The sequence below is a fragment of the Streptomyces sp. YIM 98790 genome (assembly GCF_011421595.1).
In the GTDB taxonomy this organism is placed as follows: domain Bacteria; phylum Actinomycetota; class Actinomycetes; order Streptomycetales; family Streptomycetaceae; genus Streptomyces.
The window spans coordinates 1-26,533 of record NZ_WTLH01000030.1; the positions used below are offsets into that span (position 1 = coordinate 1).

A 26,533-nucleotide genomic window follows, 5' to 3' on the forward strand; every position below is an offset into this window, starting at 1 on the left:
GGCGGGCCGGCCGGCACCGCGGGGGGCGCGGAACCCGCCGGCAGCGGCCGCACGCCCGGTCCCGGCGGCGGCGCCTGACAGGGCGCGCCGCACACATGCCGGAAAATGGCACGCATGACCGCTCTTCCCTCCTCCACCAAGCTCGGCCTGCGCGAGCGGAAGAAGCTCCGCACCCGGCAGGCGATCCGGCACGCCGCCTACCGGCTGTTCGCGGAGCGCGGCTACGACGGCACCCGGATCGACGAGATCGCCGAGGCCGCCGAGGTCTCCCCCAGCACGGTCTTCCGGTACTTCCCGACCAAGGAGGACATCGTCCTCACGGACGAGTACGACCCGATGCTGGTGGCCGCGCTCCGGGCGCGGCCCGCCGAGGAGCCGCCGATGACGGCGCTGCGGCGGGCCGTCCGCGCCTCCATGGGGGAGCTGATGGCGGTGCCCGGCGTGGTGGAGGAGACACGCCAGCGGATGCGGCTGGTGATGGGCGTTCCCGCGCTGCGCGCCCGGATGTCCGAGGGGATCGCGGCCACCGGTGACATGCTGCGCGGCGTGCTGGCCGAGCGCACCGGCCGCGCCCGGGACGACCTGGAGCTGCGGGTGGTGGTCGGCGCCGCGCTCGGGGCCATGACCGAGATGCTGTTCCACTGGTCGGAGCACAACGCCGAGGACGACCTGCTCGACCTTCTCGACCGCACCTGGAGCGCCCTGGAGGACCCCTTCCCGGGCTGACCGGCCGGCCGGGCCGGCCGGGCCGGCCGGCCCGGGGTCCCCGGCCCGGTTCTCAGTCGGGGGACGCCGGCGTGAGCTGGGCGGTCAGCGTGCCGGGGTCGGTGGTCGGGGCGGCGCAGACGAAGCGGCGGCAGACGTAGGCCGTGGCCCGGCCGTCCCGCGGCGGGCGGTCGTGCAGCAGCGCGGGCCGCTCCTCCTCCGGGGTGTCCGGCTCGGCCAGCGCGATGACCGCGCCGGGCGCGGTGGCGCGCAGCGCGGCGGCGTGCAGCGCCGAGGCCCGCGGATCGTCCCCGGCGCCGACCAGCGCCACCTCGCGCGGCCCGTCCAGCGCGGCCTCGGCCACCGCCAGGCCCCAGCCGATGTACCGCGGGGCCCGCCCGGCGAGCACCCGCACGATGCCCAGCGCCTCCTCGGCCGCGGCGCGGTGGCGCTCGCTGCCGGTGAACGCGGCATAGGACAGCAGGGCACCCGCGGCGGCCGTCCAGCCGGAGGGTGTCGCGTTGTCGGTCGGGTCCTGCGGGCGGCGGATCAGCCGCTCGGCGTCGTCCGCGGTGTCGAACAGCGAGCCGTCCTCACCCCGGAACCGGGTCAGCACGGTCTCCAGCAGGGTGCCGGCAAGGTCCAGCCAGGCCGTTTCGCCGGTCACCGAGCACAGCGTGAGAAAGCCCTCGGCGACGTCTGCGTAGTCCTCCAGGACCCCCGCGCCGCCGCCGGGCACGCCGTCGCGGGAGGTGCGGAGCAGCCGGCCGTGCTCGTCGAGATGACGGGTGACCAGCAGATCCGCAGCGGCGACCGCCGCCTGCACCAGGTCGGGGCGGTCGAAGCAGGCACCGGCCTCGGCCAGCGCGGCGACGGCCAGGCCGTTCCAGGCGGCCACCACCTTGTCGTCCCGGCCGGGCCGGGGGCGCTCGGCGCGCGCGGCCAGCAGCCGCTCGCGCAGCCGGTCCGGGACCGGCTCACCGGGCAGCCGGAGCACCGAGGTGCCGTGCTCGAAGGTGCCCTCCTCGGTCACGCCGAGGAGTCCGGCCGCCGCCCGGCCGTCCTCCTCGCCCAGCACCCGGCGCAGCTGGGCGGGCGTCCAGACGTAGAAGGCGCCCTCGGCCTGGCGGCCGTCCGCCTCGCTGTCCGCGTCCAGCGCGGAGGCGAAGCCGCCCTGGGCGGTGCGCAGCTCCCGCACCATGAAGTCGGCGGTCTCCAGGGCCACCCGCCGGGCCTGCTCGGAGCCGGCGGCCCGCCAGAGATGGGTGTAGACCCGGCACAGCAGCGCGTTGTCGTAGAGCATTTTCTCGAAGTGCGGAACCACCCATTCCGCATCCACCGAGTAGCGGGCGAAGCCACCGCCGAGCTGGTCGTAGATTCCGCCACGGGCCATGGCGTCACAGGTGCGCTCGGCCATCTCCAGCGCCCCGGCCGCGCCGGTCCGCGCATGGTGCCGCAGCAGGAACTCCAGCACCATCGACGGCGGGAACTTCGGTGCGCCGCCGAACCCGCCGTGCACCTGGTCGAAATCCCGGGTGAGCGCCAGCAGCGCGGCCGCCTGGTCGCTCTCCTCGGGCGGGCGGGGCGCGTCGTAGCTCAGCCTGCGCCCGGCCAGTTCCCGGGTGATCCGGCCCGCCACCTCGCCGACCTCCGTGCGGCGGTCCTGCCATGCGCCGTGCACTCCGGCGAGGAGCTGCCGGAAGGACGGCATGCCGTGCCGGGGCTCGGGCGGGAAGTACGTGCCGAAGTAGAAGGGTTCGCCCTCCGGGGTCATGAAGACGGTCATCGGCCAGCCGCCGTGCCCGGTCGCGGCCTGCACCGCCTCCATGTACACGGAGTCCACGTCCGGGCGCTCCTCACGGTCCACCTTCACGGCCACGAACCGCTCGTTGAGGTACTCGGCCACCTCCGGGTCCTCGAAGGACTCGTGCGCCATCACATGACACCAGTGGCAGCTGGCATAGCCGACGCTGAGGAGGACCGGAACGTCCCGGCGCCGCGCCTCGGCGAAGGCGTCGGGCGACCAGGGCCACCAGTCCACCGGGTTGTCCGCGTGCTGGAGCAGATACGGGGAGGTCTCATCGGCGAGTCGGTTGGCCATAGCCCCATCCTGCCCGACTGCCGCCCGCCCGGCCGCCCGGAGACGCTCCCGGCGGGGCGGCCCGGTCCCGGCCCGGCCCGCCGGCCGTGATCGCCGGCGGTGATCGCCGGGGCCCGGCCCGGACCCGTGTTCCCGGTGGCGGAGCCATTCCGCACTCCGGCCTCATGCCGGGGCGGGCTGAGTAAGCGCGGGTAAGGGGAGCGGACACGCGCCGGACGGCCGCCGAAACCGCGCTCTCTCACCACGCGTGAATATCCCCGGAGCGGTGGCGTACTTCTTCCGGCACGGCAAACGATGCCGTGGCGCGGGATTGCCGCCGCTCCCGGCCGGGGACCCGCACGGAATTGCCGGGACCGGGCGCCGCGTGATGTGCGGCGCCCGGTCCGGTTCATGTCTGCGCGGGCGGGCGGGCCCGGCCGGCCGGGCCGGGGATCGCGTGCTCAGCCCTGGTAGGGCTTGGCCTCCAGGATCTTCACCATGGCCTGCTTGCCGTTGGGGAGCTCGTAGTGCGCGTCCTCGCCGACCTTCTTGCCGTTGACCCCGCTGCCCATGGGGGACTGCGGCGAGTACGTCTCGATGTCCGAGGTCGCGAACTCCCGGGAGGCGAGCAGGAACGTCAGGGTGTCGTCCTCGTCGCCGTCGAAGGCAACGGTCACCACCATGCCGGGGGCCACCACGCCGGTGTCCGCCGGGGCCTCGCCGACCTTGGCGCGTTCCAGCAGCTGGCGGAGCTGGCGCACGCGCGCCTCCTGCTTGCCCTGCTCCTCCTTGGCAGCGTGATAGCCGGCGTTCTCCTTCAGGTCGCCTTCCTCACGAGCCGCTTCGATCTTCTTCGCGATCTCGGTGCGTGCAGGACCCTCCAGATACTCCAGCTCGCTCTTGAGCTGGTTGAACGCCTCCTGGGTCAGCCAGGTAACGTTTTCGCTGGTCTGGGTCACAAGTGCTCCTTGGGTACGTGTTCTGCTAAAAGCAACGCCCGCCCCGGATGACGTCGCCTGGCGGTCTTTCCGGGTGGGCGAAACATCGATCATAACGAAGGCCGATCGAGTTTCGGAAGAATTACCCTCCGGGACCAGACGCAAACCGGTGACCCGCGGTCGAAAAGTGGCAGGTCCGGGCCTGACCCCGCGGGACCGGCGGGGCCGCGGGACCGGGCGGGCCGAAGGCGGGCCGGCGGCCGGGACGCGGCCCGCGGATCAGTCCGGGGCCGTGGTGCAGCCCAGCAGCTCGGCGGTGGTGGCCCGGCCGATGGTCTTGAGGGTGACCGCGCGGTGCACCTGATCGGCCTCGTCCTCGAAGCGGAACTCGGCCCGGCCGACCTCCAGGCCGTCCACCGCCTGTGACCGGACCGTGCACAGGGCGGCGGTCCCGGCCGGTTTGCGCACCTGGATACTGGCCTCGACCTCGGTGTCCGAGAGTACCTGGAAGCCGGTGAGCTCGCCGGAGACCGGATTCTGCGTGACGTGGCTCCAGCCGGCCCAGACCACCCCGGCGGTCAGCAGGGCGCCCAGGACCGCGCCCAGCTTCTTCAGCCGCCGGTCGGTGCGGGCGTCGGCACCGGCCGGGCGTCCGTACCGGCCCTGCGGCGGCTGCTGCGGAGCGGTCGGCATGATCACTTCCTCGGGGCGGCGGGGAACACCCGGATTCCGGAATACGGTCGGCGGGACGGGCGCTGAGCCTGTTGTCAGACCCTTCGGCAACTATAGAAGCCACTGGCCGGGCACCGCCGACCGGACCGGCCGGATCCAGGACCGCGAGACGACAGGGACCGAGCCTTGACTGAGCAGCTTCGGCTCATGGCGGTGCACGCGCACCCCGACGACGAATCGAGCAAGGGCGCCGCGACGATGGCGAAGTACGTCTCCGAGGGCGTCGATGTGCTGGTGGTCACGTGCACCGGCGGGGAGCGGGGGTCGATCCTCAACCCGAAGCTCCAGGGAGACACCTACATCGAGGCGAACATTCACGAGGTGCGCGCCCGGGAGATGGCCGAGGCGCGGGACATCCTCGGGGTGAGGCAGGAGTGGCTGGGCTTCGTGGACTCCGGGCTGCCGGAGGGCGACCCGCTGCCGCCGCTGCCCGAGGGCTGCTTCGCCCTGGAGGACGTCGACGTCGCGGCCGGGCGGCTGGTGCGCCAGATCCGCGAGTTCCGCCCGCACGTGGTCACCACCTACGACGAGAACGGCGGCTATCCCCACCCGGACCACATCATGACGCACAAGATCACCATGGTGGCGTTCGACGCCGCGGGTGATCCGGAGAGGTATCCGGAGGCCGGGGAGGCCTGGCAGCCGCTGAAGCTGTACTACAACCAGGGCTTCAACCGTCCCCGCACCGAGGCGCTGCACAACGCGCTGCTGGAGCGCGGCCTGGACTCGCCCTACGGCGAGTGGCTCAAGCGGTGGGACGAGTTCAGCCGCAAGGAGCGGACGCTGACCACGTTCGTGCCCTGCGCGGAGTTCTTCGCCACCCGGGACAAGGCCCTGCTGGCGCACCGGACGCAGATCGATCCGGACGGCGGCTGGTTCGCGGTCCCGCTGGAACTCCAGCAGGAGATCTGGCCCACCGAGGAGTACGAGCTGGCCAAGTCCCTGGTGGAGACGACGGTCCCGGAGTCGGATCTGTTCGCCGGAATCCGCGGGCGGGTCTGAGCGGAGGCGGTCCGGCGGGCGCCGGGGGAACGGAGGGCCGTCCGGTCACACCGCGGGCGCGGGTGACCGGACAGGCGGGCCGCAGGAAGGGGACGCACGGCGGGACACGCAGGTGCGCACGGCGGGTCAGTGGTTCTCGGGGTCGCGGCTCTCCTTGAAGTCGATCTTGTTGAGCTGCCGGGTCATCGACTTCAGCAGCAGCCACACGGCCAGGCCCATCACGGCGAACACGACGAAGCCGAGCACGCCGGGTGTCACCGTGTACTCGTTCAGCTCACGTGCCGCCAGGGGAACAAGCTCACTCATACCGCCATTGTCTCCCCACCGGCCCGGAACACCGCAAGCACCCCGTGCAGCCGCTCCCGGCCCGTCCCGCGCGGGGCCGTTCCGCAGGCCGGGCCCGCCGCGCATCCGGCTCGGAGCGCGGCGGGCTCAGAGCACGGCGAGGACATCGCGGGCCGCGCGGCGGGGCACCATGCCCAGCCGCCAGGCGGCCCAGCCGTCCTCCGGGCCCCGGCCCCGCTCCAGCATCAGGCCGTAGGTCTCGGCGGCGTCCGCCAGCCGCGGATCGCGCAGCGGGTGGGCGGCGGCCAGAAGCTGTTCCAGTTCCTGCTGGGCGACGGCCTGCCCCACCTCCGAGCCGCCGGGCGAGGCCAGCGGCAGCAGGGTGCAGCGCAGGAAGGCCGCCCAGTCGGCGCCGCGCCGGTCGGGCCGGCCCTCGCCGTACCCCTCGGTGAACAGCGCCAGGGCCTGGTCCGTCAGCTCCAGGGCGGCGGCGAAGCGTTCGTTTCCGGCCTCGATGACGGCCAGCTCCACCGCCGACCAGGCCTCGCCGTGCGGGGCTCCGGAGCGTCGGTAGTCGCGGCGGGCATCGGTCAGGAGCTGCCGGGCGAAGCCGCTGTTGCGCAGCGATCCGGTGGCCTCGGCCCGCAGGTCCCTGGTCACCCGGCCGGAGTGGTGCCGGGCCGAGGCCAGGCCGTAGCTGTCCGGCATCCGGCTGAACATGGTGCGGGCCTGTTCCAGGGTGCGGACGGCGCCGTCGAGGTCCCCGGAGTCCTCCAGGGCCTGGCCCAGGTTGTACAGCGCCCAGGCCTCGCCACGGGCGTCCTCGTTCTCCCGGTGGCGGGCGAGGGCGGCGCGCAGTTCCTCGGCCGCGGCGGTGGACTCCCCCTCGTGGATACGGACCACGCCGAGCTGGGTGAGCGCCCACGCCTGGCCACGCGCGTCGCGGGACTGCTCGTACAGTGCCAGGGAGGCGCGCAGCTCCGTGCCGGCCTCCCCGGGTGAGCCGCGGCGCAGCAGGTTCTGGCCCAGCTGGAAGCGGGCCCAGGCCTCGCCGTGCACGCTGCCGCTGGCCCGGTGCAGGTCCAGGGATTCGGCGAGCAGCGCGAAGGCGGAGCCCACCCGGCCGCGCTCCCTCTCCACGGCGGCCAGCGCGTGCAGGGTCCAGGCGCGGTCGCCGGCCAGGGGCTCGCCGCGCTGGAGCTCCAGGGCCTCGCGCAGCTTCTCACCGGCCTGCGGCAGGACACCCTGGTGCTGGAGGGTGATGCCGAGGTCCCGCAGGGCGCGGGCGGCGCCGGGTGCGTTGTGCGCCTCCTGGTAGAGGCCGACCACGGTGGACAGGGTGGTGCGGGCCTTGTCGAGCTCGCCGAGCTGCCGCTCGGCCACGCCGGTGCGCCATTTGACCGAGCGGGTCAGCATGGACTGGTTGACGGCCTGGGTGAGCTCGTTGAGCTCGCCGAGCCGGTAGAGGTCGCCGCGCAGCAGGCAGTGGTCGCACAGCGCGCCCAGCAGGTGCTGGACCACCTCCCGGTCCACGGCCGGGTCGGCGTGGCGCAGGGTGGCGGTGATGAAGCTGGACTCGTCGTCCAGCCAGCTCAGCGCGGCGTCCAGGGACTTGAAGCCGTGCCCGCCGGCCGCGGCGGGCAGGAGCCCGGCGCGGGTGGAGGTGTTGCCGTCCACCAGCCGGAGGACGGTGTCGGCGAGTTCGGCGTAGCTGCGGATGAGGCGCTCCTGCGCGGCGATGCGCTCCTGCGGGGTTTCCTCGTCCCGCATCCGGGCGCGGGCGAAACGGCGCACCAGGTCGTGCAGCCGGTAGCGGTTGCCGCGCACCTGCCGGATCAGCCCGGCCCGGGTCAGCTCCTCCAGCCGCAGGGCGCCCTCCCGCTGCGAGGTGTCCAGCAGCGCGGCGGCGGCCCGGGCGCCCAGGCTCGCCCGGCCCACCAGGGCGAGCCGGCGCAGCAGCCGGCGGGCGGGCTCGGGCTGGTCGGCGTAGCGCAGCCGCAGGGTGCGCTCCACCGGGTCGGTGCCGGTGCCCGCGGGGCCGTGGGCCTCCAGGTCGTCGGCGAGGATCTGCGGGGTGCGCTGGTCCAGGGCGGCGCCGGCCAGGTGCAGCAGCAGCGGGCGGGCGTCGCACAGCTCGATCACCCGGGCCCAGGCGGGGTCTGCCGAGGGGGTGGCCGGCCCGGGGCCCTCGCCGCCGGCCGCGGCGCGCAGCAGGGCCTCGGCGTCGGCCCGCTCCAGGGGGCCGAGCGGCAGGTGGTGGACGGAGGCGTGCAGCTCCGGGTCGAGGGCGAGCGGCTCCTCGGCGGTGACCAGCACCAGGGAGTTGGAGCGCTCCGGGACGAGGGCCCGGACCTGTGCGGCGTCGGTGGCGTCGTCCAGGATGATCACCACGCTGAGGTCGGTGAGGTGCTGGTGGTAGCGCTCCAGCAGGCGGCGCAGCCGCTGCTCCTCGCCGCCGGGGCCGCCGCCCTCGCGGAACAGCAGCTGCTCGCGGGGGGCACCGAACCGGTTGAGCAGGTGCAGCACGGCGTCCCGGGTGGGCAGCGGGTCCTGGCTCTCCCCGCGCAGGTCGACCAGGCAGGCGCCGCGGAAGAGTTCCCGCATGTCGTGGGCGGCCCAGCGGGCGAGCATGGTACGGCCCGCGCCGCAGGGTCCGTGCACCATCACCACGGTGGGGCGGGTGTCGGTGCGGGCCCGGTCGCGGTGCACCCACTGGGTGATCTGGGCCAGCTCGCGGTTCCGGCCGATGAAGGGGTGGCCGCGGTCCGGCAGGCGGTCGAAGGACCTGGCCAGGACCGCGCGGGTGCGGGCTGCCCCGCCGCGGCCGGGCTTGCTGCGGCGGGGCGGCGGCTCGCCGGCCGGGGTGTCGGCCCGCCGGGGGGCGATGACCCGCTGCTGTTCCATCCAGGGCCGGATGCCGCGGACCTCGGCGGCGGTCAGCCAGGCGAGCCGGAGCTGTTCCACGCCGCCGGGCTGGTGGCGGCGGCCGGCCTGGGACTCGGTGGACCACCCGTGGGCCAGCAGGGCCTGGCAGGTGAAGCCGAGGAAGGCGGCCAGGGCGACGACGGCGGCGCCGGAGAAGGCGGGGCCGGCGTCGGTGTGGCGGCCGATGAGCAGCAGCGCGGCCAGGGCGGCGGCCAGCGCGGCGGCGGTGAGGCCGCCGAGCGCCCGGCCGTTGAAGCGGTCGGCCAGCCGCCCGGGGGCGTGGGCGAGCTCGGCCTGGCGGTAGTGCTCCCACTCCTCGGCGGCGGGACGGACGATGTCGGCCATGGCGTCCCGGGCGCGTTGCAGCAGCAGCCGCCCGTCGACGGTGTCGCCGGAGCGGCGCACCTCTTCCTCCACCGCCCGGGCGAGGAGCCGTTCCACGTCCGCACGGTGCCGGTCGGTCATTTCCACTCCGGCCATCACTTCCCCCTCCGTGCCTTTCCTGTAGCAGGAGGCGTTCCCTCCACGGTGGTCCATCAAGCTGATTTTGAGGGGGGTTTGAGGCATTGCCCCGGATGGGGGGCCGCGCGGTGGGTAGTTGTTCATGTTCGCCCGGCGGCGGACACGCCGGGAATCAGGGGCAGGGTCAGGAGCGGGGCAGGAAGCAGGAGCGGGGCAGGACGGCCGCGGCCCCGCTCCGGCGCCGGGCGGGCGCGGGGCGGGGCCGCGGGAGGTGCGGTGGCGGCGGGCGGCGGCTCAGCCGGCGTTGCTCTTGTACTTGCGCACCGCCAGCGTGCGGAAGACCGCGATGATCAGCACCGAGTAGATCACCGAGGCCAGCACGGGGTGCTGGAGCGGCCAGGCGTCGGGCGCCTCGTAGCCGGGGGGCAGGTTGCCGAACAGGTCCCGGACGGCCATCACCACGGCGCTGAACGGGTTGTACTCGGCGACCGGCTGGAGCCAGCCGGGCATGTTCTCCGAGGGCACGAAGGCCACCGAGATGAAGGTCAGCGGGAACAGCCAGATCAGCCCGGCCGAACCGGCCGCCTCGGGGCTGCGCACGGACTGGCCGATGAGCGCGCCGATCCAGGTGAAGGCGTACCCCAGGAGGAGCAGCACGCCGAAGGCGGCGAGCGCCTTGAGCGGGCCCTCGTGGATGCGCCAGCCGACCAGGAAGGCGACGATGGCCAGCACCAGCAGGATGAGCGCGGTCTGCACCAGGTCGGCGAGGGTGCGGCCGGTGAGCACCGCGCCGCGGGCGACGGGCAGCGAGCGGAACCGGTCCACGATGCCCTTGCTCATGTCCTCGGCGATGCCGATGCTCGGGCCGGCCACCGCGAAGGTGACGGTCTGCGCGAAGATGCCGCCCATCAGGAATTCCCGGTAGGCGTTGGGGTCCAGCCCGGCGCCGGGGATGTTGATGGAGCCGCCGAAGACGTAGCTGAACAGCACGACGAACATCACCGGCTGGATGAGCCCGAAGATCACCACTTCGGGGATCCGCTTCATGCGCAGCAGGTTCCGCTTGGCGATCACCAGGGAGTCGTGCACGGTCTGGCCGACGCCTATCTTCCCGGACACGGGGGCCGGGGCGGCGGCGGGCCGGTCGGTGGTGGCGGTCACTTGGTCACCTTCTCCTTCGCCGCGTCCTCGGCGGCCTTCTCGCCCTTGCCCCGGGCGCCTCTGCCCCGGCCGCCCGCGGCGGCCGTGCTGCCCTCCGCGTCCTCCTCGCTCCCGGCGTCCTCGGCGGTGTGGCCGGTGAGGGAGAGGAAGACGTCGTCCAGGGTGGGGCGGCGCAGTCCGATGTCGTCGATGGGAACGCCCCGGGAGTCCAGCTCGCGGATGATCTCGGCGAGCAGCTTGGCTCCGCCGGCCGCCGGCACGGTGAGCTTCCGGGTGTGGCCCTCCAGCTTGGCCTCGCCCTCGCCGAGCCGCTCCAGGATTTCCCTGGCCACCGGGATCTGGTCGCGGTCGTGCACCACGACCTCGATCACATCGCCCCCGGTCTGGTCCTTGAGCTGGTCGGAAGTGCCGCGGGCGATGATCCTGCCGTGGTCCACCACCGCGATGGTGTCGGCCAGGTGGTCGGCCTCCTCCAGGTACTGGGTGGTGAGCAGCAGCGTGGTGCCGCCGGCCACCAGCTCCTGGATGACCTCCCACAGCGCCTGCCGGTTGCGCGGGTCCAGGCCGGTGGTGGGCTCGTCCATGAACATCACGGGCGGGCTGACCACCAGGGCGGCGGCCAGGTCGAGGCGGCGGCGCATGCCGCCGGAGTAGGTCTTGGCGATGCGGCCGGCGGCCTCGGTGAGGTTGAACCGCTCCAGCAGTTCCTGGGCCCGCTGCCGGGCCCGCTTGGCGGGCAGCTGGTAGAGCTCGCCGACCATCTGGAGATTCTCCAGGCCGGTCAGATACTCGTCGACCGCGGCGAACTGGCCCGACAGGCCGATCGAGCGGCGCACCTCGTTGGGATGCCTGAGCACGTCGATGCCCGCCACCTCGGCGCGGCCGCTGTCCGGCTGGAGCAGGGTGGTGAGCACTCGCACGGTGGTGGTCTTGCCGGCTCCGTTCGGCCCGAGCAGGCCGAGCACGGTGCCTTCTGGTACGTCGATGTCTACGCCGTCCAGTGCCCTGACATCGCCGAAGGTCTTGACAAGGCCCTCGGCGTATATGGCGCCTGGCATGTTGTCTCCCGGTTGGGGGTCTGATCGGTTTCCCGGGTGGTCCGGCCCGGTCGGCGGGTTTCAGGCTGGCCCGCGCAGGGCGCCGCCGCCACTTCACACTATCGCGATGTATCGCGTTATACGCAAGGCGCCGGCCGCACCGCGCGGTCCGGCACGGCGGCCGGACCGCCTCCCCCGTGGGCGGCCCGGCCGGGTCCGGCAGAGGCGGACGGCAGGCCCTCAGCCGAGGACCGTGTAGCCCGCCCGGTGCAGGGCGGTTCTCACCTCCGCGCAGTGCTCATGGCCCTGCGTCTCCAGTTGCAGTTCCACCTCCGCCTCGTCGACCCGCAGCCGCGGGTCCGTCCGCACGTGATTGACGGAAAGGACGTTAGCGTCGGCCACTGACAATTCCGCGAGCAGCGCCGCCAGCACCCCCGGACGGTCCGGCAGCCGCAGCCGCAGCGACAGGTACCGGCCCGCCGCCGCCATGCCGTGGCGCAGCGTGCGCTGAAGCACCAGCGGATCGACATTGCCCCCGGAAAGCACCGCCACCACCGGTCCGTCGAACGACTCCGGCGCCGACAGCAGGGCCGCCACCGGGCTGGCCCCGGCCGGCTCCACCACCAGCTTCGCCCGCTCCAGGCAGAGCAGCAGGGCGCTGGAGAGCTCGTCCTCGGTCACGGTACGGATGTCGTCGACCAGAGCGCCAACGATTTTGAACGGCACATCGCCGGGCCGGGCCACCCGGATGCCGTCCGCCATGGTGGACGCCGCCTCCAGCGCCACCGGACGGCCGGCGGCCAGCGAGGGCGGATAGGCGGCGGCCCCCTTCGCCTGCACGCCGACCACCGAGACGTCGGGCCGCAGCGACTTCACCGCCAGCGCCACCCCGGCGGCCAGCCCGCCGCCGCCCATGCCGAGCACGATGGTGCGCACCTCGGGGCACTGTTCAAGAATCTCCAGCCCGATGGTCCCCTGCCCCGCGATCACATCGGGATGATCAAAGGGGTGAATGAAAACTGCACCTGTTTCCTGGGCATACTCCTGTGCCGCGGCCAGCGTTTCGTCCACCACTTGACCGTGCAGTCGCACATCCGCGCCGTACTCCCGGGTAGCGGCGATCTTCGGCAGCGCCGCCCCGGCGGGCATGAAGACGGTGGCCGGCACCCCGAGCAGGGTGGCCGCCAGGGCCACGCCCTGGGCATGGTTGCCGGCGCTGGCCGCGACCACTCCCCGGGCCCGCTCCGCGGGGCCGAGGGCGGCGATCCTGGTGTACGCGCCACGGATCTTGAACGAGCCGGTGCGCTGGAGATTCTCGCACTTCAGATGCACCGGAGCGGAGACCAGCCGGCTCAGGTGGCGGCTGCCCTCCAGGGCGGTGACGCGGGCCACTCCGGCCAGCGTCTTCTGGGCGGCGAGGATGTCCTCCAGATCCGGCGGGGAGACCGGGTCGCGGTCGGCCGGGAGCGGACGGTCGGTCGGGGCGGGGGTACCGCCCGGGGCGTTGCTCGCGGGGTTCGCGGAATTCGCAGCCATGCGGCAAGTCTGGCAGCCGGCCCGCGCGGCGGCTCGGGCGAGCCTCCCCCGCCGCACTCCGCACAACGCCCCGCAGGCCCCGTCAGCAACCATCCGAAACGTTCCAAGGCGACCATTTCGTTGCCGGGCCAGTCCAGTTATCGAATGGTGTTGTCAGAGGTTTACGCAACGGTGTCCGCACATGGTCTGCGGCGCGTACTCTGTGGCGCACCGCACACACAAGCCCTTCTTCTACCCTCACCCCTCCTAACGCAACCGTTGGAAATGAAGCCTGAAACAACTGCACCCCAGGACCAGATCAGTCCCCACCTCGACGCGCTCCAGCACGAAGTGGCGATCTTCGCCCGGCGCGCGGAACAGACCCGCCTCGGCGGTCTGGGCCCCGCGCGCAACTCCATGGACCGCGCCGCCTACCTGCTGCTCAGCAAGCTCGACCAGCAGGGCCCGACCGGGGTCAAGGCCCTGGCCGCCGGCATGGGCATCGACTCCTCGACGGTGACCCGGCAGGTCGCCCCGCTGGTCGAATCCGGGCTGGTCACCCGTACCGCCGACCCCGACGACGGCCGGGCCGTCGTCCTTCAGCTCTCCCCCCGGGGCAGTGTGCGCCTGGCGGAGGTGCGGCGTTCGCGCTGCAAGCTGATGACCCGGCTGACCGAGCACTGGTCGGACGACGAGCGCGAGGTCTTCCGCGAGCTGCTCACCCGGTTCAACACCGCCGTGGCCGAGTGGCAGAACAACTACACCCTGCCCGAATAGGCCCGCCGGCCGCGGGGCACCGGCCGCCGGCGCCCGCCCGGTGACCACCAGCACCAGCACCGATACCCGTACGAATACCAGCACGAGCACCAGTACCAGCACGAACTGCACGGAGAACCCACCGGGGCGGTACGGTCCGGGCCGCTGATGCGGCGGCGGCACGGACCGGGACAGCGCCCGGCAGACAGGGCCGGCGGCCGGACTCAGCCCCGCACCGCCGGCCCCCTTCCGTGCCCTCCACGCACGCCGTACCCGGGCCGGAAGCCGCGGCACACGGCGGTACGGCGCGGCACGCGGATCAGCCGAGGGCGCCGAGCGCCTGGCCGAGATCGGCCAGCAGATCCTCCGCCGCCTCGATCCCCACCGACAGCCGCACCAGGTCGTCCGGCACCTCCAGCGCCGTACCGGCCGCGGAGGCGTGCGTCATCCGCCCCGGGTGCTCGATCAGCGACTCCACCCCGCCCAGCGACTCGCCCAGCGTGAACACCCGCGCCCGGTCGCACACCTCGACCGCGGCCCGTTCCCCGCCCGCGACCCGGAACGACACCATGCCGCCGAAGCCGCGCATCTGCTTGGCCGCGGTCTCGTGCCCGGGGTGGGACTCCAGGCCCGGGTAGTAGACCCGGGTCACCTTCGGGTGCGCGGACAGCATCGCGGCCACCCGCGAGGCATTGGCGCAGTGCCGGTCCATGCGCACCGCCAGGGTCTTGATGCCGCGCTGCACCAGCCAGGCGTCGAACGGCCCGGCCACCGCCCCCATCGCGTTCTGGTGGTAGGCCAGCTCCTCGCCCAGCTCCTCGTCCGCCGTGACCAGCGCGCCGCCGACCACATCCGAGTGCCCGCCCATGTACTTGGTGGTGGAGTGCACCACCACATCCGCGCCCAGCGCCAGCGGCTGCTGGAGATAAGGGCTGGCGAAGGTGTTGTCCACCACCAGCCGGACCCCGGCGGAGCGTGCGATGTCCGCCAGCAGCGCCAGGTCGGTGATGCCCAGCAGCGGATTGGACGGGGTCTCCACCCAGATCAGCTTCGTCTCCGGGCGGAGCGCCGCCCGCACCCGGTCCGGGTCGGAGGTGTGCGCGACCGTCCAGGTCACCCCCCAGCGCTCCACCACCTTGGCGATCAGCCGGAACGTGCCGCCGTACGCGTCGTCCGGGATGACCAGGTGGTCGCCGGGACGGAGCACGGTGCGCAGCAGACAGTCCTCGGCGGCCAGACCGGAGGCGAAGGCCAGGCCGCGGCGCCCGCCCTCCAGCGCGGCGAGGTTCTCCTCCAGCGCGGTGCGCGTGGGGTTGGCGGACCGGCTGTACTCGTAGCCGCCGCGCAGGCCGCCGACGCCGTCCTGCTTGTAGGTGGAGACCTGGTAGATCGGCGGCACCACGGCGCCGGTGGCGGCGTCCGGCTCCTGGCCGGCGTGGATGGCAAGGGTTTCGAAACGCGGCCGGTCGCCGCCGGTTTCCTGCTGCTGCGGTTGCATGGCACCACCGTAGACCGCCGTACCGTGGAAGGAGGAAAGCGACCGGCCGTATCCGCCGCCGCGCCCCTGCCGTAGCTTGTGTGCTCGCCGTCCGTGCCCGTCACCGTCCGTCCGTCCGTTGTCGTCCTCCACCGGAAGCCGCACCGCCATGGAACTCCTGCTGGTGATCTTCGCCGTCGCCGTCCTCGGCTCGATCGTGGCCAGGCCCGCGATTCTGCGCCGCCTCGAACGGCGGCACTACGAGCGGGCCGCCGCCTCGTCGCCGCCCCCGCCGCTCGCTCCCGACGCCTCCCAGGCCGCCCCCGGCGACGGACCGGTGTCGTTCCGCAAGGACGGCGACGGGCCGGGCCGGGTCACCGAGGGCGGCCTGGTGCCGGTGGAGAACCTCGACCAGCGGCTGCCCGGCCCGGACGACGCGCTGATCGAGGCCCTGGAGCAAAGCCAGCGCACACAGGACTGGCGCCCGGCGGGGCAGCTCCTGGCGATGACCGATGACGCCGAGCTGCGCTGGCAGCGGGTGCAGTCGCTGGCCGGGGCCGCCGCCATGGAGCTGGCGCAGTGGCAGCGGGCGCAGGGCTCCGCCGGACCGGCCGAGCAGCCGGGCGGGGCCGCCGCGCCCGGCACCCCCGGCGGGGACCAGGGTGATGCCGGCTGGCTGCGCGAATGGCGGCGGGAACAGCCCGCCGACCCCGGCGGCGCCCAGGTCTACGCCCAGTTCCTGGTCTGGCAGGCGGTCTCCGACCCCGGCTCGCCCAGCCACCGGATCATCCTGGAAGAGGCCCGCACCGTCTGCCGGGAGGCCGCCCGCCTTGCGCCGCAGGACCCGACACCGCTGATCACCGAGCTGATGGTGGCCCGCGCCCTGGGCTGCGACCGCCAGGAGTTCGAGGCGCTGTGGCAGCGCGTCGCCGGTCTCGCCCCGGACCACATGGGCGCCCATCTCGCCGCCCTGACCTACTGGTCCGAGAAGTGGCACGGCTCCCGGAAGGAGGCGTACGCCTTCGCCGAGCGGGCCGCCGCCGGGGCCGCCCCCGGCAGCCTGCTGCCCGCCCTGCCGCTGTTCGCGGTCTACGACCACCTGCCCGACGTGACCTTCGCCGAGGGCGTCTACCAGGGCAAGGTCGTCACCGACGCGATCGAGGCGGCGCACTACGCGCTGCACCACGCCCGCGCCGGGCACCCCGTGCTGCCGCATGTGCAGCACCTTCTGCTGTTCTTCCTGGTGCGTGCCGAGCGGTACGCGGAGGCCGCGGAACAGGTGCGCGCGGTGGATGGTTATGTAGGTGCCCTCCCCTGGGTGAACAGCGAGAACCCGGCCCGTCAGTACGCCGCCTACCGGGCCCTGGCCATCGGCGGTCATTAAGGAGTGATCCGCGTGCGCTTCCGCGTCAAGGACCGACTGCCCACCCCGGAGGAGGCCCTGCCGGGCCGCGACGCCCCCGCCTTCCCGGTACCCGACCGGCACACCGTGCTGGGCAATCCGCTGCTCCCGCCGTACCCGGAAGGGCTGGAGACGGCCGACTTCGCCCTGGGCTGCTTCTGGGGCGCGGAACGGCGCTTCTGGCAGACCCCGGGCGTGTGGACGACCCTGGCCGGCTACCAGGGCGGCCACACCCCGAACCCGACCTACGAGGAGGTCTGCTCCGGCCTGACCGGGCACACCGAGACGGTCCGGGTGGTCTTCGACCCGTCGCGGGTCTCCTACGAGCGGCTGCTCCAGGTCTTCTGGGAGGCCCACGACCCCACCCAGGGCTTCCGCCAGGGCAACGACGTCGGCACCCAGTACCGGTCGGCGGTCTTCACCCACTCGCCGGCGCAGCAGGAGCAGGCGTCGTTCTCCCGCACCGCCTACCAGCAGGCGCTGACCGCGGCCGGACACGGAGTCATCACCACCGAGATCCTCCCGGCCGACGGCCGCCCCTTCTACCCGGCCGAGGACTACCACCAGCAGTACCTGGACAAGAACCCGGCCGGCTACTGCGGCATCGGCGGCACCGGTGTCAAGCTAAGTGACCCGATCGACGGCGCTTCCTGCCCGACCGGCATCCTGCCCGCCGACGGCTGACCTGCGCCGCGCCACGTACCGCCCGCACGTGCCAGCGCGGGCGGTCGGAGGGACTTTCGGGCGGGAGCTGCCATGGGGGGAGAGATCGGGTGCCCGTACGCTGGCTCCGCGAATCGGGCGGGCTTGTGGCCTGCCCGGTATGTAGCCCGATGGGCACCCGGCCTTCGAGGCTCCCCCCATGGTGGCTGCCTAAGAGTCCCGGAGACCGACCGCCCCAACCACCGTCCGTGTCAGGCGCATTGCAGCACCTCGCCCAGCTCTCGGATGCCGGGATCACTGCTCATTCTCCGGCTGAGAAGGCCGTGGAGCGTGCGAAGGTCGTCGGCCGCGTAGCGGTTGAGTCTCACCGCGTCCGGGGCGAAGGTCCGGGCCGTCTGGCTGGCGGCGTCCAGATCACCGGCCGCCGAGTGAGCGCGGGCCAGGCAGGCGCCGTACCACGCGCGGTCCCGCACGTAGCTGGCCGGAAGCTGATTCAGGAAGAGCTCAAGGGGAGCGATCGCCTGGGAGGCGTCGCGGCCGGTCCGCTCCACCAGGTCGAGCATGATCATGCCGCGCTGGCCCGCCAACCAGGTTTCGCCGTAGAAGTACATCCATGACGGCTCGTCCTCGGGGTGCTCGGCGGCGCGGCGGATCAGCCGCTCTGCGGTGTCCAGGGCGGCCAGGGTGGCGCTGGCGTCTCCGCCCAGGGCATGACCACGGGCGGTCATCTGGGTCGCCATGCCCTGTACCCCGGGTGTGATGCGCCCTTCGTGCCAGCGGGCGGCCTCGCTCAGCCTGACGGTGCGGGACGGGTTCCCGACGCTCCAGGCAAGGTGTGCCTTCATGCTGAGAGCGGTGGCGGCCATGCTGGCGTCACCGGCCTCCATGGCCCAGTCATGCGCGCGGTCGTACCACCCCAGCGCAGCCGCCTTGTCGCCCAGGTCGTTGCACATCCAGGCGACGAACTGCGCGTACTGGGCAACGAGACTCGTGAGCTGATCGGCAAGCGGGCCGGAAGCGTTCCGGGTGAGGGCCGAGACCGAGGACAGTTGCGCCCGTACGACTGCGATGACCGGTCCGGCGCCGATGGTGTCCTCCGCTTTACGGTGTTCGGCAAGGCACCGGTGCAGCCACTCGGCCACAGACGCGTCGACGTGGTGGCGCGGTCGCTCCATTGTCCGGGTGATGCGGTCGTTGAGGTCGGGGTCAGGTGCCAGACCCGGAAGCGACAGGACTGGTACAGGTGGTTCGGGCGACTGGTCCGGTGAGGACTGCTTGGCCCCGAGCCGGTAGAGCGCTCCGCCGGACTCGGTGAGGTCGTCGAGCATCCGGGCAAGTCGCAGCGAAGGCTGTTGCTTCCTGCTGAGCACACGACTCAGGAACGCCCGGTCGTAGTTGAGTGCCCGTGCTGCGGCGGTTATGGAGTACCCGCTGTGTTCGAGTGCTTGCCTGGCTCGCTCCGCGAAGTCACTCACTGCAATCAGTCCTCACTGAGGGGGTGACTGACAACTCCTCAGTGTAGTCACGCTGGTCACCTGTTGAGTCACACACGGCGGCGCAAACCATGGTCACGCAAGCACGTACCCCCGCGACGTGGCGACGTCCGGGGGCGTGGCCAGACGCTGACAAGGAGCGCTGACGGAATGAAGAGTAACGCCGGGTCGCCGGTGGGTGGTGCGGCCGGGAGCGGGAAGCGGCCACCGGAGCTGCGTACGGGTGTGGTGGCCCGTGACACCGTGCGGGACAGGGTCGGAGAAGTGATGGACTTCGACCGCATCTGGGTGCACCTGCGCCCGCTGGGAGGCGGCCGGGAGTGGCAGGCGGACCGTGAGGACGTGGTGGTCCTCGGCGATCCTGCGTCGCTCAGCGCCCGGGTGGCCGTGACGAACAACCGGTCACGGCGGGGGACGCTGCGATGAGCCGGGCTGTCATCAGAACGGCCGAGTGGACACTGACGCTGGACCCGTCGCCGGAGATGCCCCGGGCGGAGTTCGCAGCCGAATGCGCGGACTGCGGTGCGAAGTCGCTGACGGCACGGGATGAGCCGCTGTCGGTAGAGATGTGGGCGATCAAGCACACGGGGCTGAACCCCTCGCACCGGCGGTTCGCGCTGCGGATTGAACAGCGCTGGGTGGTGGAACCGGCGCCGGGCAACCCCTACTACGACAGTGACGCAGCAGAGCGGCGCGACTGGGCGTCTGGGATGAGGTTGTCGGGTAGCGACCGGTGATGGTTCCCCGGGGGCTTCTTCGCGCACCGGCTCCCGGGGTTGCGGCGGATGGCTGTCCGTCGTGTGCGGTCCGGTTCCCGCTGTGGCTCACGGGGACCGGGCCGCTTACCTGCGTCTGCGGCCGGGGTTGGGCTGGTGGTGGTTCAGCGGTGGGTGAGGGCCGCCGCGGATGCCGCGCTGCTGCCAGTCCCGGCAGATGCTCGACAGGCTCTCCCCCGCCAGCGCCCGGCCGGCGCCCTCGCGGATGGTCTCGGCCTCGGCCTCCCGGACGGTGACACGGTCGTCCTCGTAGCCGAACGGGCGCATACCTCCCCCGGCGACCTTGCCGCTCTCGGCGGCCTGTCGGCGCTGGCGCTTCTGGCGCTCGGCCTTGTGCTCCGCCTCATGCCGGGCGGCGGCGCCCAGCATCCGGGCCACCATGCGCCCGGTCGGGGTCGCCAGATCGATTTCCCCGCTGACGTGGCCAGTTCGAGGCGGTACCGGTCCGCCAGATCGATCACGTCTTCCAGTTCGCGGGGCGAGCGGGTAAGGCGGTCCACATGCCAGCACACGACCGCATCGACGTAGCCGCTGTGGATGTCCCGCAAGAGTTCCTGCCACTTCGGCGCGGGGCTCCCGAATAGGCGCTGACGTCGTTGTCGGGGTGGACGGCGATGACTTCCCAGCCCTTGCGGGCGCACAGGGCACGGCAGTCCTCCTCCTGGCGGGCCACCCCAGCCCTGCGCCGCCCCGGTCCTGGCTGATCCGGCAGTAGATCGCTGCTCGTCGGCTCACGGGATACATAGGGTTCAGGCTCGTAGGCACCGGTGTCTTCTGCCCCGTGGGCTTCTTCCCCGCCGAGAGCGGGCCCGGGGCCTTCCCCGGCCGGTCGCACCCGGCTCGGCGCACGGCCCCGTTGCGGACGATCCGCTCGTCCGAGAGGGGGTCGTTCGCTTCCCCTTCGAGGAAGTGGCTCAGCAGGAGCCGCTGTGTGTGGCGCATCAGACGGCATCGCGGCGGCGCCCGGCTCGGCGCACGTCCGGGCGCTCCCGGGCTGGCACGCTCGACCTGCGCACCCGGGCGCACACCCCCGGGTCCACGGGCACGTCCTCGCCAGGAGTGATGGGAGGTGCGTCCTCCGGTCCGGTGGTTCCGGTGGTCCTGATGGGTGATGCGGTGGGCGCTGCGGCGCGCCACCGGGCGGGGCCGCGGGCAGCCTGCGGGACCGGGCGGCATCAACCGGGCCGCCCATCCTGACGGGACCGGACCGGCATGTACTTCAGACATCTGGCACACGGGGTACGGGCCTCGCTGCGCAACAACGGGCAGGCGTACGGGTTCTCGGTGTCGATCACGGCATCGCTGGCGCTGCTGAACGCCGAGGCGAGGCTGTCCGGAGCGGTGCACATCATCTACTTCGCGCTGGGCGCGGCGGCGGCGTTCAGCATGCTGGAGGCGCTGGGGTCGGCGGGATTCCGCCGGCCGCTGGAGCGGGAGCCGGGCACGGTCACGGCCCTGGGCATCTCGCTCAGCCCGGTCTCCGTGGGCAGCTCGGCGCTGCTGGCGTGGGCGGTCGCCCACTTCGTCGGCGGGCTGGCGGCCTGGCCGCTGACCGGTTTCCTGGTGTCCGTCGGGTACTCGACGGTGGCCGGGGTGGAGCTCGCCCTGGCCCAGCGGGCACAGGAATCGTCGGAGCACGGCACGGAGACCGAGCGGGAGGCCACCGAGGAAGAGGAGGAGCACCGCCGCGGCGGCGAGGGGGAGTAGCCCGGCGGCGGGACGGCCGGGCATCCGGCGGCTTCTTCCGCCGGCGGCAGCGTCCGGTGAGGGTCTGTCAGTGCGGGGTGGGATGGTGGAGCCATGGAAGTGGCGGGGTTGGTGACGGTGGACCGGGAGTGTCCGCCGGCCGGCGTGCGGGTCGACTGGGGGGCGGTGGAGGAGTGGCTCGGCGTGCGGCTGCCGGGCGCCTACAAGGCGCTGGCCGAGGCCTGGGGGCCGGCGGATGTCGGTGAGCATGTGTGGCTGCATGTGCCGTGCCGCCAGCAGGGCCGGTTCGACTACGGCGACTGGCTGCGCTCCACGCACCGCATGTGCCGGATACTCAGCCGGGAGGCGGGTGGCGGGCGGGCGCCGGAGTTCCGGCCGTCACCGGGCGGGCTGCTGGCCTGGGGGACGACCCGCTCCGGCGAGGAGCTGTTCTGGGACACCTCGGCGGCGGACGACCCGGACGGCTGGACGGTCGCGGTGTTCCAGCGGGACGCCCTGTACCGGGGAGCCGCTCCGTGGTGGAGCACGGGGCTGACCCTGCCGGAGTTCCTGGCGGCGGTGGTACGCGGACCGGTGACGCCGCCGGCCGGCACGGCGATCGGGCCGCTGCCCGCGGTGGTGGCCCGGAACCGGCTGCTGACCAGGCCCGAGCCCTGGGTTCCGCCGCCGCGGCGGGAGCCGCTGCCGCCCGGCCGGCGGCGGTTCGCGCTGGAGACGGGCCGCGGGATGGCGGCGCTGCGGGTGCTGGTGCCGCCGCCGGACCGTGCCGAGCCGGGGAATCTGGGCTGGGAGTGGCTGGCCGGGGAGCTGGGCACCCGGCTGCCGCGGGAGTACGCGGAGCTGATGCGGGTCTACGGCGCCGGGGTGTGGGCCGAGTGGCTGCGGTTCCGGCCCCCGCTGGACGGCGGCGAGGCGGGGCTGGTCGCGCTGGCCCGGGCGGAGGCGCGGGCCTGCCGGGAGCTGCGGGCGGAGTTCCCGGAGGAGTATCCGCTGCCGGTGTGGCCGGAGCCGGGCGGGCTGCTGCCGTTCGCCGACTCGGTGGACGGTGATGTGCTGGGCTGGCTCACCGGGGGCGAGCCGGACACCTGGCCGCTGGTGATCCGCCCCCGGCATACCGGCCGGGGCGCGGTGCTGCGCGGCACGTCGCTGGTCGGGATGGTGCTGAGCTGGCTGCGCGGCGAGGGGCGGATATCCGGCCTCCCGGCCCTGGACCGGGACGACGATCCGCTGGAGTTCGCCACCTTCCGGCAGCCGTTCCGCTGACCGGGCCGGAGCGGCCGGGCCGCCCCGGCATCCGGCCGTTCACGGAGCACGGCGGTCCGGGCCTGCCGGCTCCGGCCGCCTGCCGCGGCACCGCACCCCTCGGCACCCCGCTGCCCGTCCCCGGCCGTGGCCACCACCACGCACCGCTCCTCCCTGGCCGCCCTCGCTGCTGCGCCCGGGACCCGGTGCGCGGGTCAGCGGATGCGGCGGCGGTGGTCGAGGAGCAGCGCCAGCGCGCCCAGCGCCAGCAGCCCCGCGTACCGGCCGCGGCCGGCGCCGCGCTCGGCCGGCCCGGGCAGCGGATGCCGGATGTCCAGCGCGATGCGGCGGTTGGCGGCGTCGCTGAGCACGCTGCGGAACTGGTCGGGCGCCACCACCCCGGCCAGCATCAGTTCCATCGCCATCCGGCCGAGCTGCGGCAGCGAGACCATCTCGCCCACCAGCGCCATCAGGATGGTCCGCACCTCGCTCTGGAAGACCTCGGACAGCGCGAGCTCGGGCGCCAGGCAGCGCACCGAGCCCTCCAGATTGGCGAAGGACTTGCCGAGCAGGGAGATGGTGGGGGCGGAGGCGATGCCGCGCTTGGTGGCCTTCTCCAGGACGGTGGTGAAGGAGACGCCGAAGTTCAGCTCGTCCAGCGAGGCGCTGCTGACCCGGGGGATGAACGCGGCCATGTCGGAGGCGAAGGCGGGGAAGTTGGCCCAGGACGTGGAGCGGCCCATCTCGGCCCAGTGCCGGGCCAGGCCGTGTCCGTCGTTGGTGGCCAGCGCCATCAGCAGCGGCATCAGCTGGAGGCTGGTGCGCCGGTCCAGCCGTCCGACCATGCCCCAGTCGATCAGGGTGGCCGGGCCGCCGGGCATCGCGAAGACGTTCCCGGCGTGCGGATCGGCGTGGAAGAACCGGTCCACGAAATAGCCCCGGTACATGAAGGACAGCAGCTCGCGGCCGATCTCCTTGCGTTCCCGCTCGCTGAACGCCCGCTTGTCGGTGTAGCGCACCGACTCGCCCGGTGCCATGGACTGCACCAGCACCCGCGGGGTGGCGTGCAGCACCTCCGGCACCTGGAGGGTGCGGTACCTGTGCCGCCGGATGTTGGCCCGGGCGGTGTCCATGTGGGCCGCCTCACCGGTGAAGTCGAGCTCCGGTTCCATGGCGTCGAAGACCGAGCCGAGCATGGCTTCGAGGTCGATGAGTTCGTTGAACTTCGGTGCGGTGCGAGCCACGATCCGGGCCGCCTTGCGCAGCAGCGCCATGTCGGCCAGCACCGACGCCCTGATGCCGGGGCGCTGGATCTTGACCACAGCCCTCCGGCCGCCGGGCAGGCGCGCCCGGTAGACCTGGGCGAGCGAGGCGGCACCCAGCGGCTCCACGGTGTCGATGTCGTCGAAACGGTACTTCCAGTCGGGGCCGAGATCGCGCTCCAGCTGGGGCTCGAACACCGAGAACGGCCGGACGTCCACCTGGTCGTGCAGATTCTGCAGCTCCGCGATCATGGCGGGCGGGACCATGTCGGGCCGGGTGGAGAGGATCTGGCCGAGTTTCACGTAGAACGGGCCCAGGCTCTCCAGGGCGTGCCGGACGGCCTTGGCCCGGCGCTGCTCGGCGCTGACCGGGTCCTCCGCCGGATCCGACTGGGGCGGCGGCGGTACCTCTCTGAGCATCGGCAGCGGCCACCGGCGGTCCCGGGCCAGCTCGCCGACTTCTGCGGCGACGAGCTGGCCCAGGATTCTCACCACCAGACGCAGACGATCGCCGACCTTGGCGGCCACTGCCTCGGTGCCTCCCTGTTCGCGGACGGAAGTGATCGGGACGGGCGGTTCGCGGAAGGACGGGCTGCTGAGCAGCCGTCTGCCCGGAGCACCGCGCGGCGGATCACCGGACGGCGTGCGCAGGTGGTGGTCAGCCGACGGCCTTGGCGCCGCCAGGAGTGGGTGTCAGGGCGTTGACGCTGGCCTGGAGCGCCTCCAGGGTTCCGGCCATGGAGGCCATGAGTTCAGTGAGCCGGTTGAGCTGCGCGGGCATGGCGGCCAGCCCTTCCATCGCGCCGACGGCGCCGAGCGGGCTGCCCGCACCGCCGCCCCCCGCACCGCTCGCGAGCTGCCCGGCCGCGTTTCCCGCGCCGCTGGTCAGCTGCCCGACGGCGCCGAGCGGGCCGGCGGCTCCGCCGCCGGACGCGCCGGTCGCCGCACCGAGCGCGGTCAGCGGGTTGATTCCCAGCTGGGTCAGCGCTCCGACGGTGCGCAGGGTGTCCTCCGGCAGCGCGGAGACCCAGTTTCCGAACCGGTCCCGGCGGCGGTCCCGGTCACGGTCCCGGTCCCGTTCACGGTCCCAGTCCCAGCCCCGGTCGCGGTCACGGCCGCGGTCCCGGCGGCGGTCCCGCTCGTCGCGATCGAGGATTTCGTCGAAGGCTTCCTTGCAGGCGTCGACGGTGTCCCCGATCAAATCCTTGAGTGTTTCCTGGGTGTTTTTCCTGTCGGACATGTTCTCTTCTTCCCTTCCGTAAGGCCCGGAAGGCGCCGGCCCGCCGGCCGCGGCCGGCCGCGGCCCGGCGTGTTCTCCGTGGATGTCCCGGCGGCCGTGGTCATTCCAGGGCCTTGGAACACACCATGCGCAGTCGCGCCCGGCCCCGGGTGAACGCGCCCTCCGCGGCCTTGACGGAAATCTCGTGCATGCGGGCGAACTCGGCGGTGGATATGCCGTCGGCCCGGGCGAGTATCACCTGCTGCTCACGGCCCCGCAGGGACCGGGCCTGTTCGAGCAGCCAGCGGCCGAATTCCCGGTCGCAGACGCCCTCCTCCGGGGTCTCCGACTGCTGAGGACCGAAGGCGCGTTGCAGCAGGCGCTTTCTGCGCTCCGCCTCCCGGTAGAAGTCGATGCACAGCCGTACGGCAACCGAGGTGAGAAACGGGCCGACACGTTCCTCGTCCAGATTCCGGTGCATGGCCGCGCGCAGCATGATCTCCTGCACGCAATCCTCGGCATCCTGAGAATTCGGTATCCTCCGGCGGACCAGCCGCAGCAGACGATCCTGGTGAGGGAGGATCCCCTCCCAGGGGCTCGTTCGATCTGGATCATCCATGAGCTTCCCTGGAGTCACTCGACCGGCGCGACCTGCGGGTGTGCGGTCGCGCTGCATGACTAGCCAGTTACGCACTGCGACAAACGGCGGTCAGGGCGAATCACACCTCCGAAGGAAGCTGTGTTGAAAGGGGATTGAGAACGTACACCCCGTGTTATCAGGGCCGGTTCAGCGGACGTCCGGCTCGGGCAGCTCTCCTTCCCCGGTGTCGCCCTCCTCGGTGTCCCATTCCTCTTCCTCGTCGTCCCAGGGCCATTCCTCCTCCGGGTCGTATTCGGCCAGCTCGCTGCTCCACGAGGCCTGCGCCAGTTCCACCCCCGGCACCTCGCTGACCAGGTCGATCGGGTCGACCAGATACGCCAGGGCCTCGGCCGCGTCCTGCGACACCGCCTCCAGGGCCATGCCGCGCTCCTCGTCGGGCATCAGCTCGTCCTCGGCGATCCGGGAGCGGGCCGCCTCGATCAGCAGCAGGACGTCGGAGGCCTCCAGCACCATGTCGATGCGGAGACGGACATATTCGGACTGTTCCTCACTCATGTTTCGGAGGGTACGGCGCCGGGCCGCCGCCACTTCCCCGCGACCCGCAGCGCCTCGTAACATCACTGCTCACGCCTCGCTCCGCGGGCATGTTCCGGAGCGTGGCCTCCCCTGCGCAAGCACTCCCCCGCTCCGAACGTTCCCGTCCCCGCGTCCCCACGCACACGTCCCCACCGCAGTCCCCCCACCGCAGTCCCCGCACCGCACCACCCGGGAGCCCTCCGTGGCAGACCACCGCCGTATGGCCGACCGCCGCACCCTGATCACCGGCTTCGTGGCCGGCGGGGTGCTGTGCGGAATCTGGCTGATGCCGCCCGCGTCCGCGGGCGGTGACCCGCCCGCCGCCCCGGCCGCCGAGCAGACCGCCCCCGATCCGGACGACACCGCCCGGCCCGACGAGCCGGGAGCACCCGGCACACCCGGCACGTCCGGCGGGCACGGCGGCGACGGCCGCGGCGGGGAAGTCACGGCCGGTGACGGCAGTGCCGCCGCCTCCGCCGTCGTGCGGCCCGGCTAGCCGGGCCGCCCCGCGCCCCGC

General features: G+C 73.0%; 25 protein-coding genes and 1 pseudogene. 10 read left to right on the plus strand and 16 right to left on the minus strand.

Features of this window, described 5'->3' with window-relative positions; genetic code table 11:
- Positions 1 to 114 precede the first annotated feature (114 nt).
- Positions 115 to 726, plus strand: coding sequence for a TetR/AcrR family transcriptional regulator (locus GQS09_RS07965; protein ID WP_399552442.1), 612 nt, complete (start codon positions 115 to 117; stop codon positions 724 to 726).
- 52 nt (positions 727 to 778) lie between these two features.
- Here the strand turns inward: GQS09_RS07965 and GQS09_RS07970 are convergent, their stop codons facing one another.
- The 3 genes from GQS09_RS07970 to GQS09_RS07980 form a co-directional block, all read right to left on the minus strand.
- Positions 779 to 2,806 (minus strand): thioredoxin domain-containing protein, encoded by a 2,028-nt coding sequence (locus tag GQS09_RS07970; protein ID WP_165985293.1) that lies wholly within the window; start codon positions 2,804 to 2,806, stop codon positions 779 to 781.
- Positions 2,807 to 3,246: 440 nt separating this feature from the next.
- Complete coding sequence (greA, locus tag GQS09_RS07975; protein ID WP_165985294.1) at positions 3,247 to 3,744, minus strand: transcription elongation factor GreA; 498 nt, start codon at positions 3,742 to 3,744, stop codon at positions 3,247 to 3,249.
- A gap of 258 nt (positions 3,745 to 4,002) precedes the next feature.
- Positions 4,003 to 4,416, minus strand: a complete 414-nt coding sequence (locus tag GQS09_RS07980; RefSeq protein WP_165985295.1) for a DUF4307 domain-containing protein — start codon at positions 4,414 to 4,416, stop codon at positions 4,003 to 4,005.
- Between the two features lie 165 nt (positions 4,417 to 4,581).
- On the opposite strand from GQS09_RS07980, the gene mca reads away from it, so the two are divergent.
- Positions 4,582 to 5,457 (plus strand): mycothiol conjugate amidase Mca, encoded by an 876-nt coding sequence (gene mca / locus GQS09_RS07985; protein ID WP_165985296.1) that lies wholly within the window; start codon positions 4,582 to 4,584, stop codon positions 5,455 to 5,457.
- A gap of 126 nt (positions 5,458 to 5,583) precedes the next feature.
- Here mca and GQS09_RS07990 read toward each other — a convergent pair whose 3' ends face one another.
- The 5 genes from GQS09_RS07990 to ilvA form a co-directional block, all read right to left on the minus strand.
- Positions 5,584 to 5,763, minus strand: coding sequence for a hypothetical protein (locus GQS09_RS07990; RefSeq protein ID WP_165985297.1), 180 nt, complete (start codon positions 5,761 to 5,763; stop codon positions 5,584 to 5,586).
- 126 nt (positions 5,764 to 5,889) lie between these two features.
- Entirely contained in the window at positions 5,890 to 9,147 is a 3,258-nt protein-coding gene (locus GQS09_RS07995) for a tetratricopeptide repeat protein (RefSeq protein ID WP_243761216.1), read from the minus strand.
- Positions 9,148 to 9,423: 276 nt separating this feature from the next.
- Positions 9,424 to 10,290 carry an ABC transporter permease gene (locus GQS09_RS08000; RefSeq protein ID WP_165985298.1) on the minus strand — a complete coding sequence of 289 codons (867 nt, stop codon included), beginning with the start codon at positions 10,288 to 10,290 and terminating at the stop codon, positions 9,424 to 9,426.
- Positions 10,287 to 11,348, minus strand: a complete 1,062-nt coding sequence (locus tag GQS09_RS08005; protein WP_165985299.1) for an ATP-binding cassette domain-containing protein — start codon at positions 11,346 to 11,348, stop codon at positions 10,287 to 10,289. The genes GQS09_RS08000 and GQS09_RS08005 overlap by 4 nt, the downstream gene beginning before the upstream one ends.
- A 219-nt stretch (positions 11,349 to 11,567) precedes the next feature.
- Positions 11,568 to 12,863, minus strand: coding sequence for a threonine ammonia-lyase (gene ilvA / locus GQS09_RS08010; protein ID WP_165985300.1), 1,296 nt, complete (start codon positions 12,861 to 12,863; stop codon positions 11,568 to 11,570).
- A gap of 264 nt (positions 12,864 to 13,127) precedes the next feature.
- On the opposite strand from ilvA, the gene GQS09_RS08015 reads away from it, so the two are divergent.
- On the plus strand, positions 13,128 to 13,619 hold the full coding sequence (locus GQS09_RS08015) for a MarR family winged helix-turn-helix transcriptional regulator (protein ID WP_165985301.1): 492 nt from the start codon (positions 13,128 to 13,130) through the stop codon (positions 13,617 to 13,619).
- Between the two features lie 298 nt (positions 13,620 to 13,917).
- Here GQS09_RS08015 and GQS09_RS08020 read toward each other — a convergent pair whose 3' ends face one another.
- Positions 13,918 to 15,096, minus strand: a complete 1,179-nt coding sequence (locus tag GQS09_RS08020; RefSeq protein WP_165985302.1) for a cystathionine gamma-synthase — start codon at positions 15,094 to 15,096, stop codon at positions 13,918 to 13,920.
- Positions 15,097 to 15,244: 148 nt separating this feature from the next.
- Between GQS09_RS08020 and GQS09_RS08025 the strand changes: the two genes are divergently transcribed.
- On the plus strand, positions 15,245 to 16,459 hold the full coding sequence (locus GQS09_RS08025) for a hypothetical protein (RefSeq protein ID WP_165985303.1): 1,215 nt from the start codon (positions 15,245 to 15,247) through the stop codon (positions 16,457 to 16,459).
- A gap of 12 nt (positions 16,460 to 16,471) precedes the next feature.
- Positions 16,472 to 17,161: a peptide-methionine (S)-S-oxide reductase MsrA gene (gene msrA, locus GQS09_RS08030; RefSeq protein WP_165985304.1), complete on the plus strand. Its 690-nt coding sequence runs from the start codon at positions 16,472 to 16,474 to the stop codon at positions 17,159 to 17,161.
- Between the two features lie 230 nt (positions 17,162 to 17,391).
- Here msrA and GQS09_RS08035 read toward each other — a convergent pair whose 3' ends face one another.
- Entirely contained in the window at positions 17,392 to 18,615 is a 1,224-nt protein-coding gene (locus tag GQS09_RS08035; RefSeq protein ID WP_165985305.1) for a helix-turn-helix domain-containing protein, read from the minus strand.
- 168 nt (positions 18,616 to 18,783) lie between these two features.
- Between GQS09_RS08035 and GQS09_RS08040 the strand changes: the two genes are divergently transcribed.
- Together GQS09_RS08040 and GQS09_RS08045 are read left to right on the plus strand one after the other, a co-directional pair.
- Complete coding sequence (locus tag GQS09_RS08040; RefSeq protein WP_165985306.1) at positions 18,784 to 19,059, plus strand: hypothetical protein; 276 nt, start codon at positions 18,784 to 18,786, stop codon at positions 19,057 to 19,059.
- Complete coding sequence (locus GQS09_RS08045; RefSeq protein ID WP_165985307.1) at positions 19,056 to 19,370, plus strand: hypothetical protein; 315 nt, start codon at positions 19,056 to 19,058, stop codon at positions 19,368 to 19,370. Before GQS09_RS08040 ends, GQS09_RS08045 begins: the two co-directional genes overlap by 4 nt.
- 105 nt (positions 19,371 to 19,475) lie before the next feature.
- Here the strand turns inward: GQS09_RS08045 and GQS09_RS29215 are convergent, their stop codons facing one another.
- Positions 19,476 to 19,919: a recombinase family protein gene (locus GQS09_RS29215; protein WP_399552443.1), complete on the minus strand. Its 444-nt coding sequence runs from the start codon at positions 19,917 to 19,919 to the stop codon at positions 19,476 to 19,478.
- Positions 19,883 to 20,050: pseudogene (locus GQS09_RS30625) on the minus strand (recombinase family protein); the annotation flags it as partial. The gene GQS09_RS29215 and the pseudogene GQS09_RS30625, both read right to left, overlap by 37 nt.
- A gap of 571 nt (positions 20,051 to 20,621) precedes the next feature.
- Here GQS09_RS30625 and GQS09_RS08055 point away from each other — a divergent pair.
- Together GQS09_RS08055 and GQS09_RS08060 are read left to right on the plus strand one after the other, a co-directional pair.
- Positions 20,622 to 21,116: a hypothetical protein gene (locus tag GQS09_RS08055; protein ID WP_165985308.1), complete on the plus strand. Its 495-nt coding sequence runs from the start codon at positions 20,622 to 20,624 to the stop codon at positions 21,114 to 21,116.
- A gap of 93 nt (positions 21,117 to 21,209) precedes the next feature.
- Positions 21,210 to 22,379, plus strand: coding sequence for a hypothetical protein (locus GQS09_RS08060; RefSeq protein ID WP_165985309.1), 1,170 nt, complete (start codon positions 21,210 to 21,212; stop codon positions 22,377 to 22,379).
- 194 nt (positions 22,380 to 22,573) lie between these two features.
- Here GQS09_RS08060 and GQS09_RS08065 read toward each other — a convergent pair whose 3' ends face one another.
- The 4 genes from GQS09_RS08065 to GQS09_RS08080 all read right to left on the minus strand — a co-directional run bounded on the left by GQS09_RS08065 (position 22,574) and on the right by GQS09_RS08080 (position 25,995).
- Positions 22,574 to 24,148, minus strand: a complete 1,575-nt coding sequence (locus GQS09_RS08065; RefSeq protein ID WP_165985310.1) for an AarF/ABC1/UbiB kinase family protein — start codon at positions 24,146 to 24,148, stop codon at positions 22,574 to 22,576.
- 130 nt (positions 24,149 to 24,278) lie between these two features.
- Positions 24,279 to 24,860: a hypothetical protein gene (locus GQS09_RS08070; RefSeq protein WP_165985311.1), complete on the minus strand. Its 582-nt coding sequence runs from the start codon at positions 24,858 to 24,860 to the stop codon at positions 24,279 to 24,281.
- Positions 24,861 to 24,960: 100 nt separating this feature from the next.
- On the minus strand, positions 24,961 to 25,515 hold the full coding sequence (locus GQS09_RS08075) for a sigma-70 family RNA polymerase sigma factor (protein WP_313896043.1): 555 nt from the start codon (positions 25,513 to 25,515) through the stop codon (positions 24,961 to 24,963).
- Between the two features lie 111 nt (positions 25,516 to 25,626).
- On the minus strand, positions 25,627 to 25,995 hold the full coding sequence (locus GQS09_RS08080) for a hypothetical protein (RefSeq protein ID WP_165985312.1): 369 nt from the start codon (positions 25,993 to 25,995) through the stop codon (positions 25,627 to 25,629).
- Between the two features lie 223 nt (positions 25,996 to 26,218).
- Between GQS09_RS08080 and GQS09_RS08085 the strand changes: the two genes are divergently transcribed.
- Positions 26,219 to 26,512: a hypothetical protein gene (locus GQS09_RS08085; protein WP_165985313.1), complete on the plus strand. Its 294-nt coding sequence runs from the start codon at positions 26,219 to 26,221 to the stop codon at positions 26,510 to 26,512.
- Positions 26,513 to 26,533 lie beyond the last annotated feature (21 nt).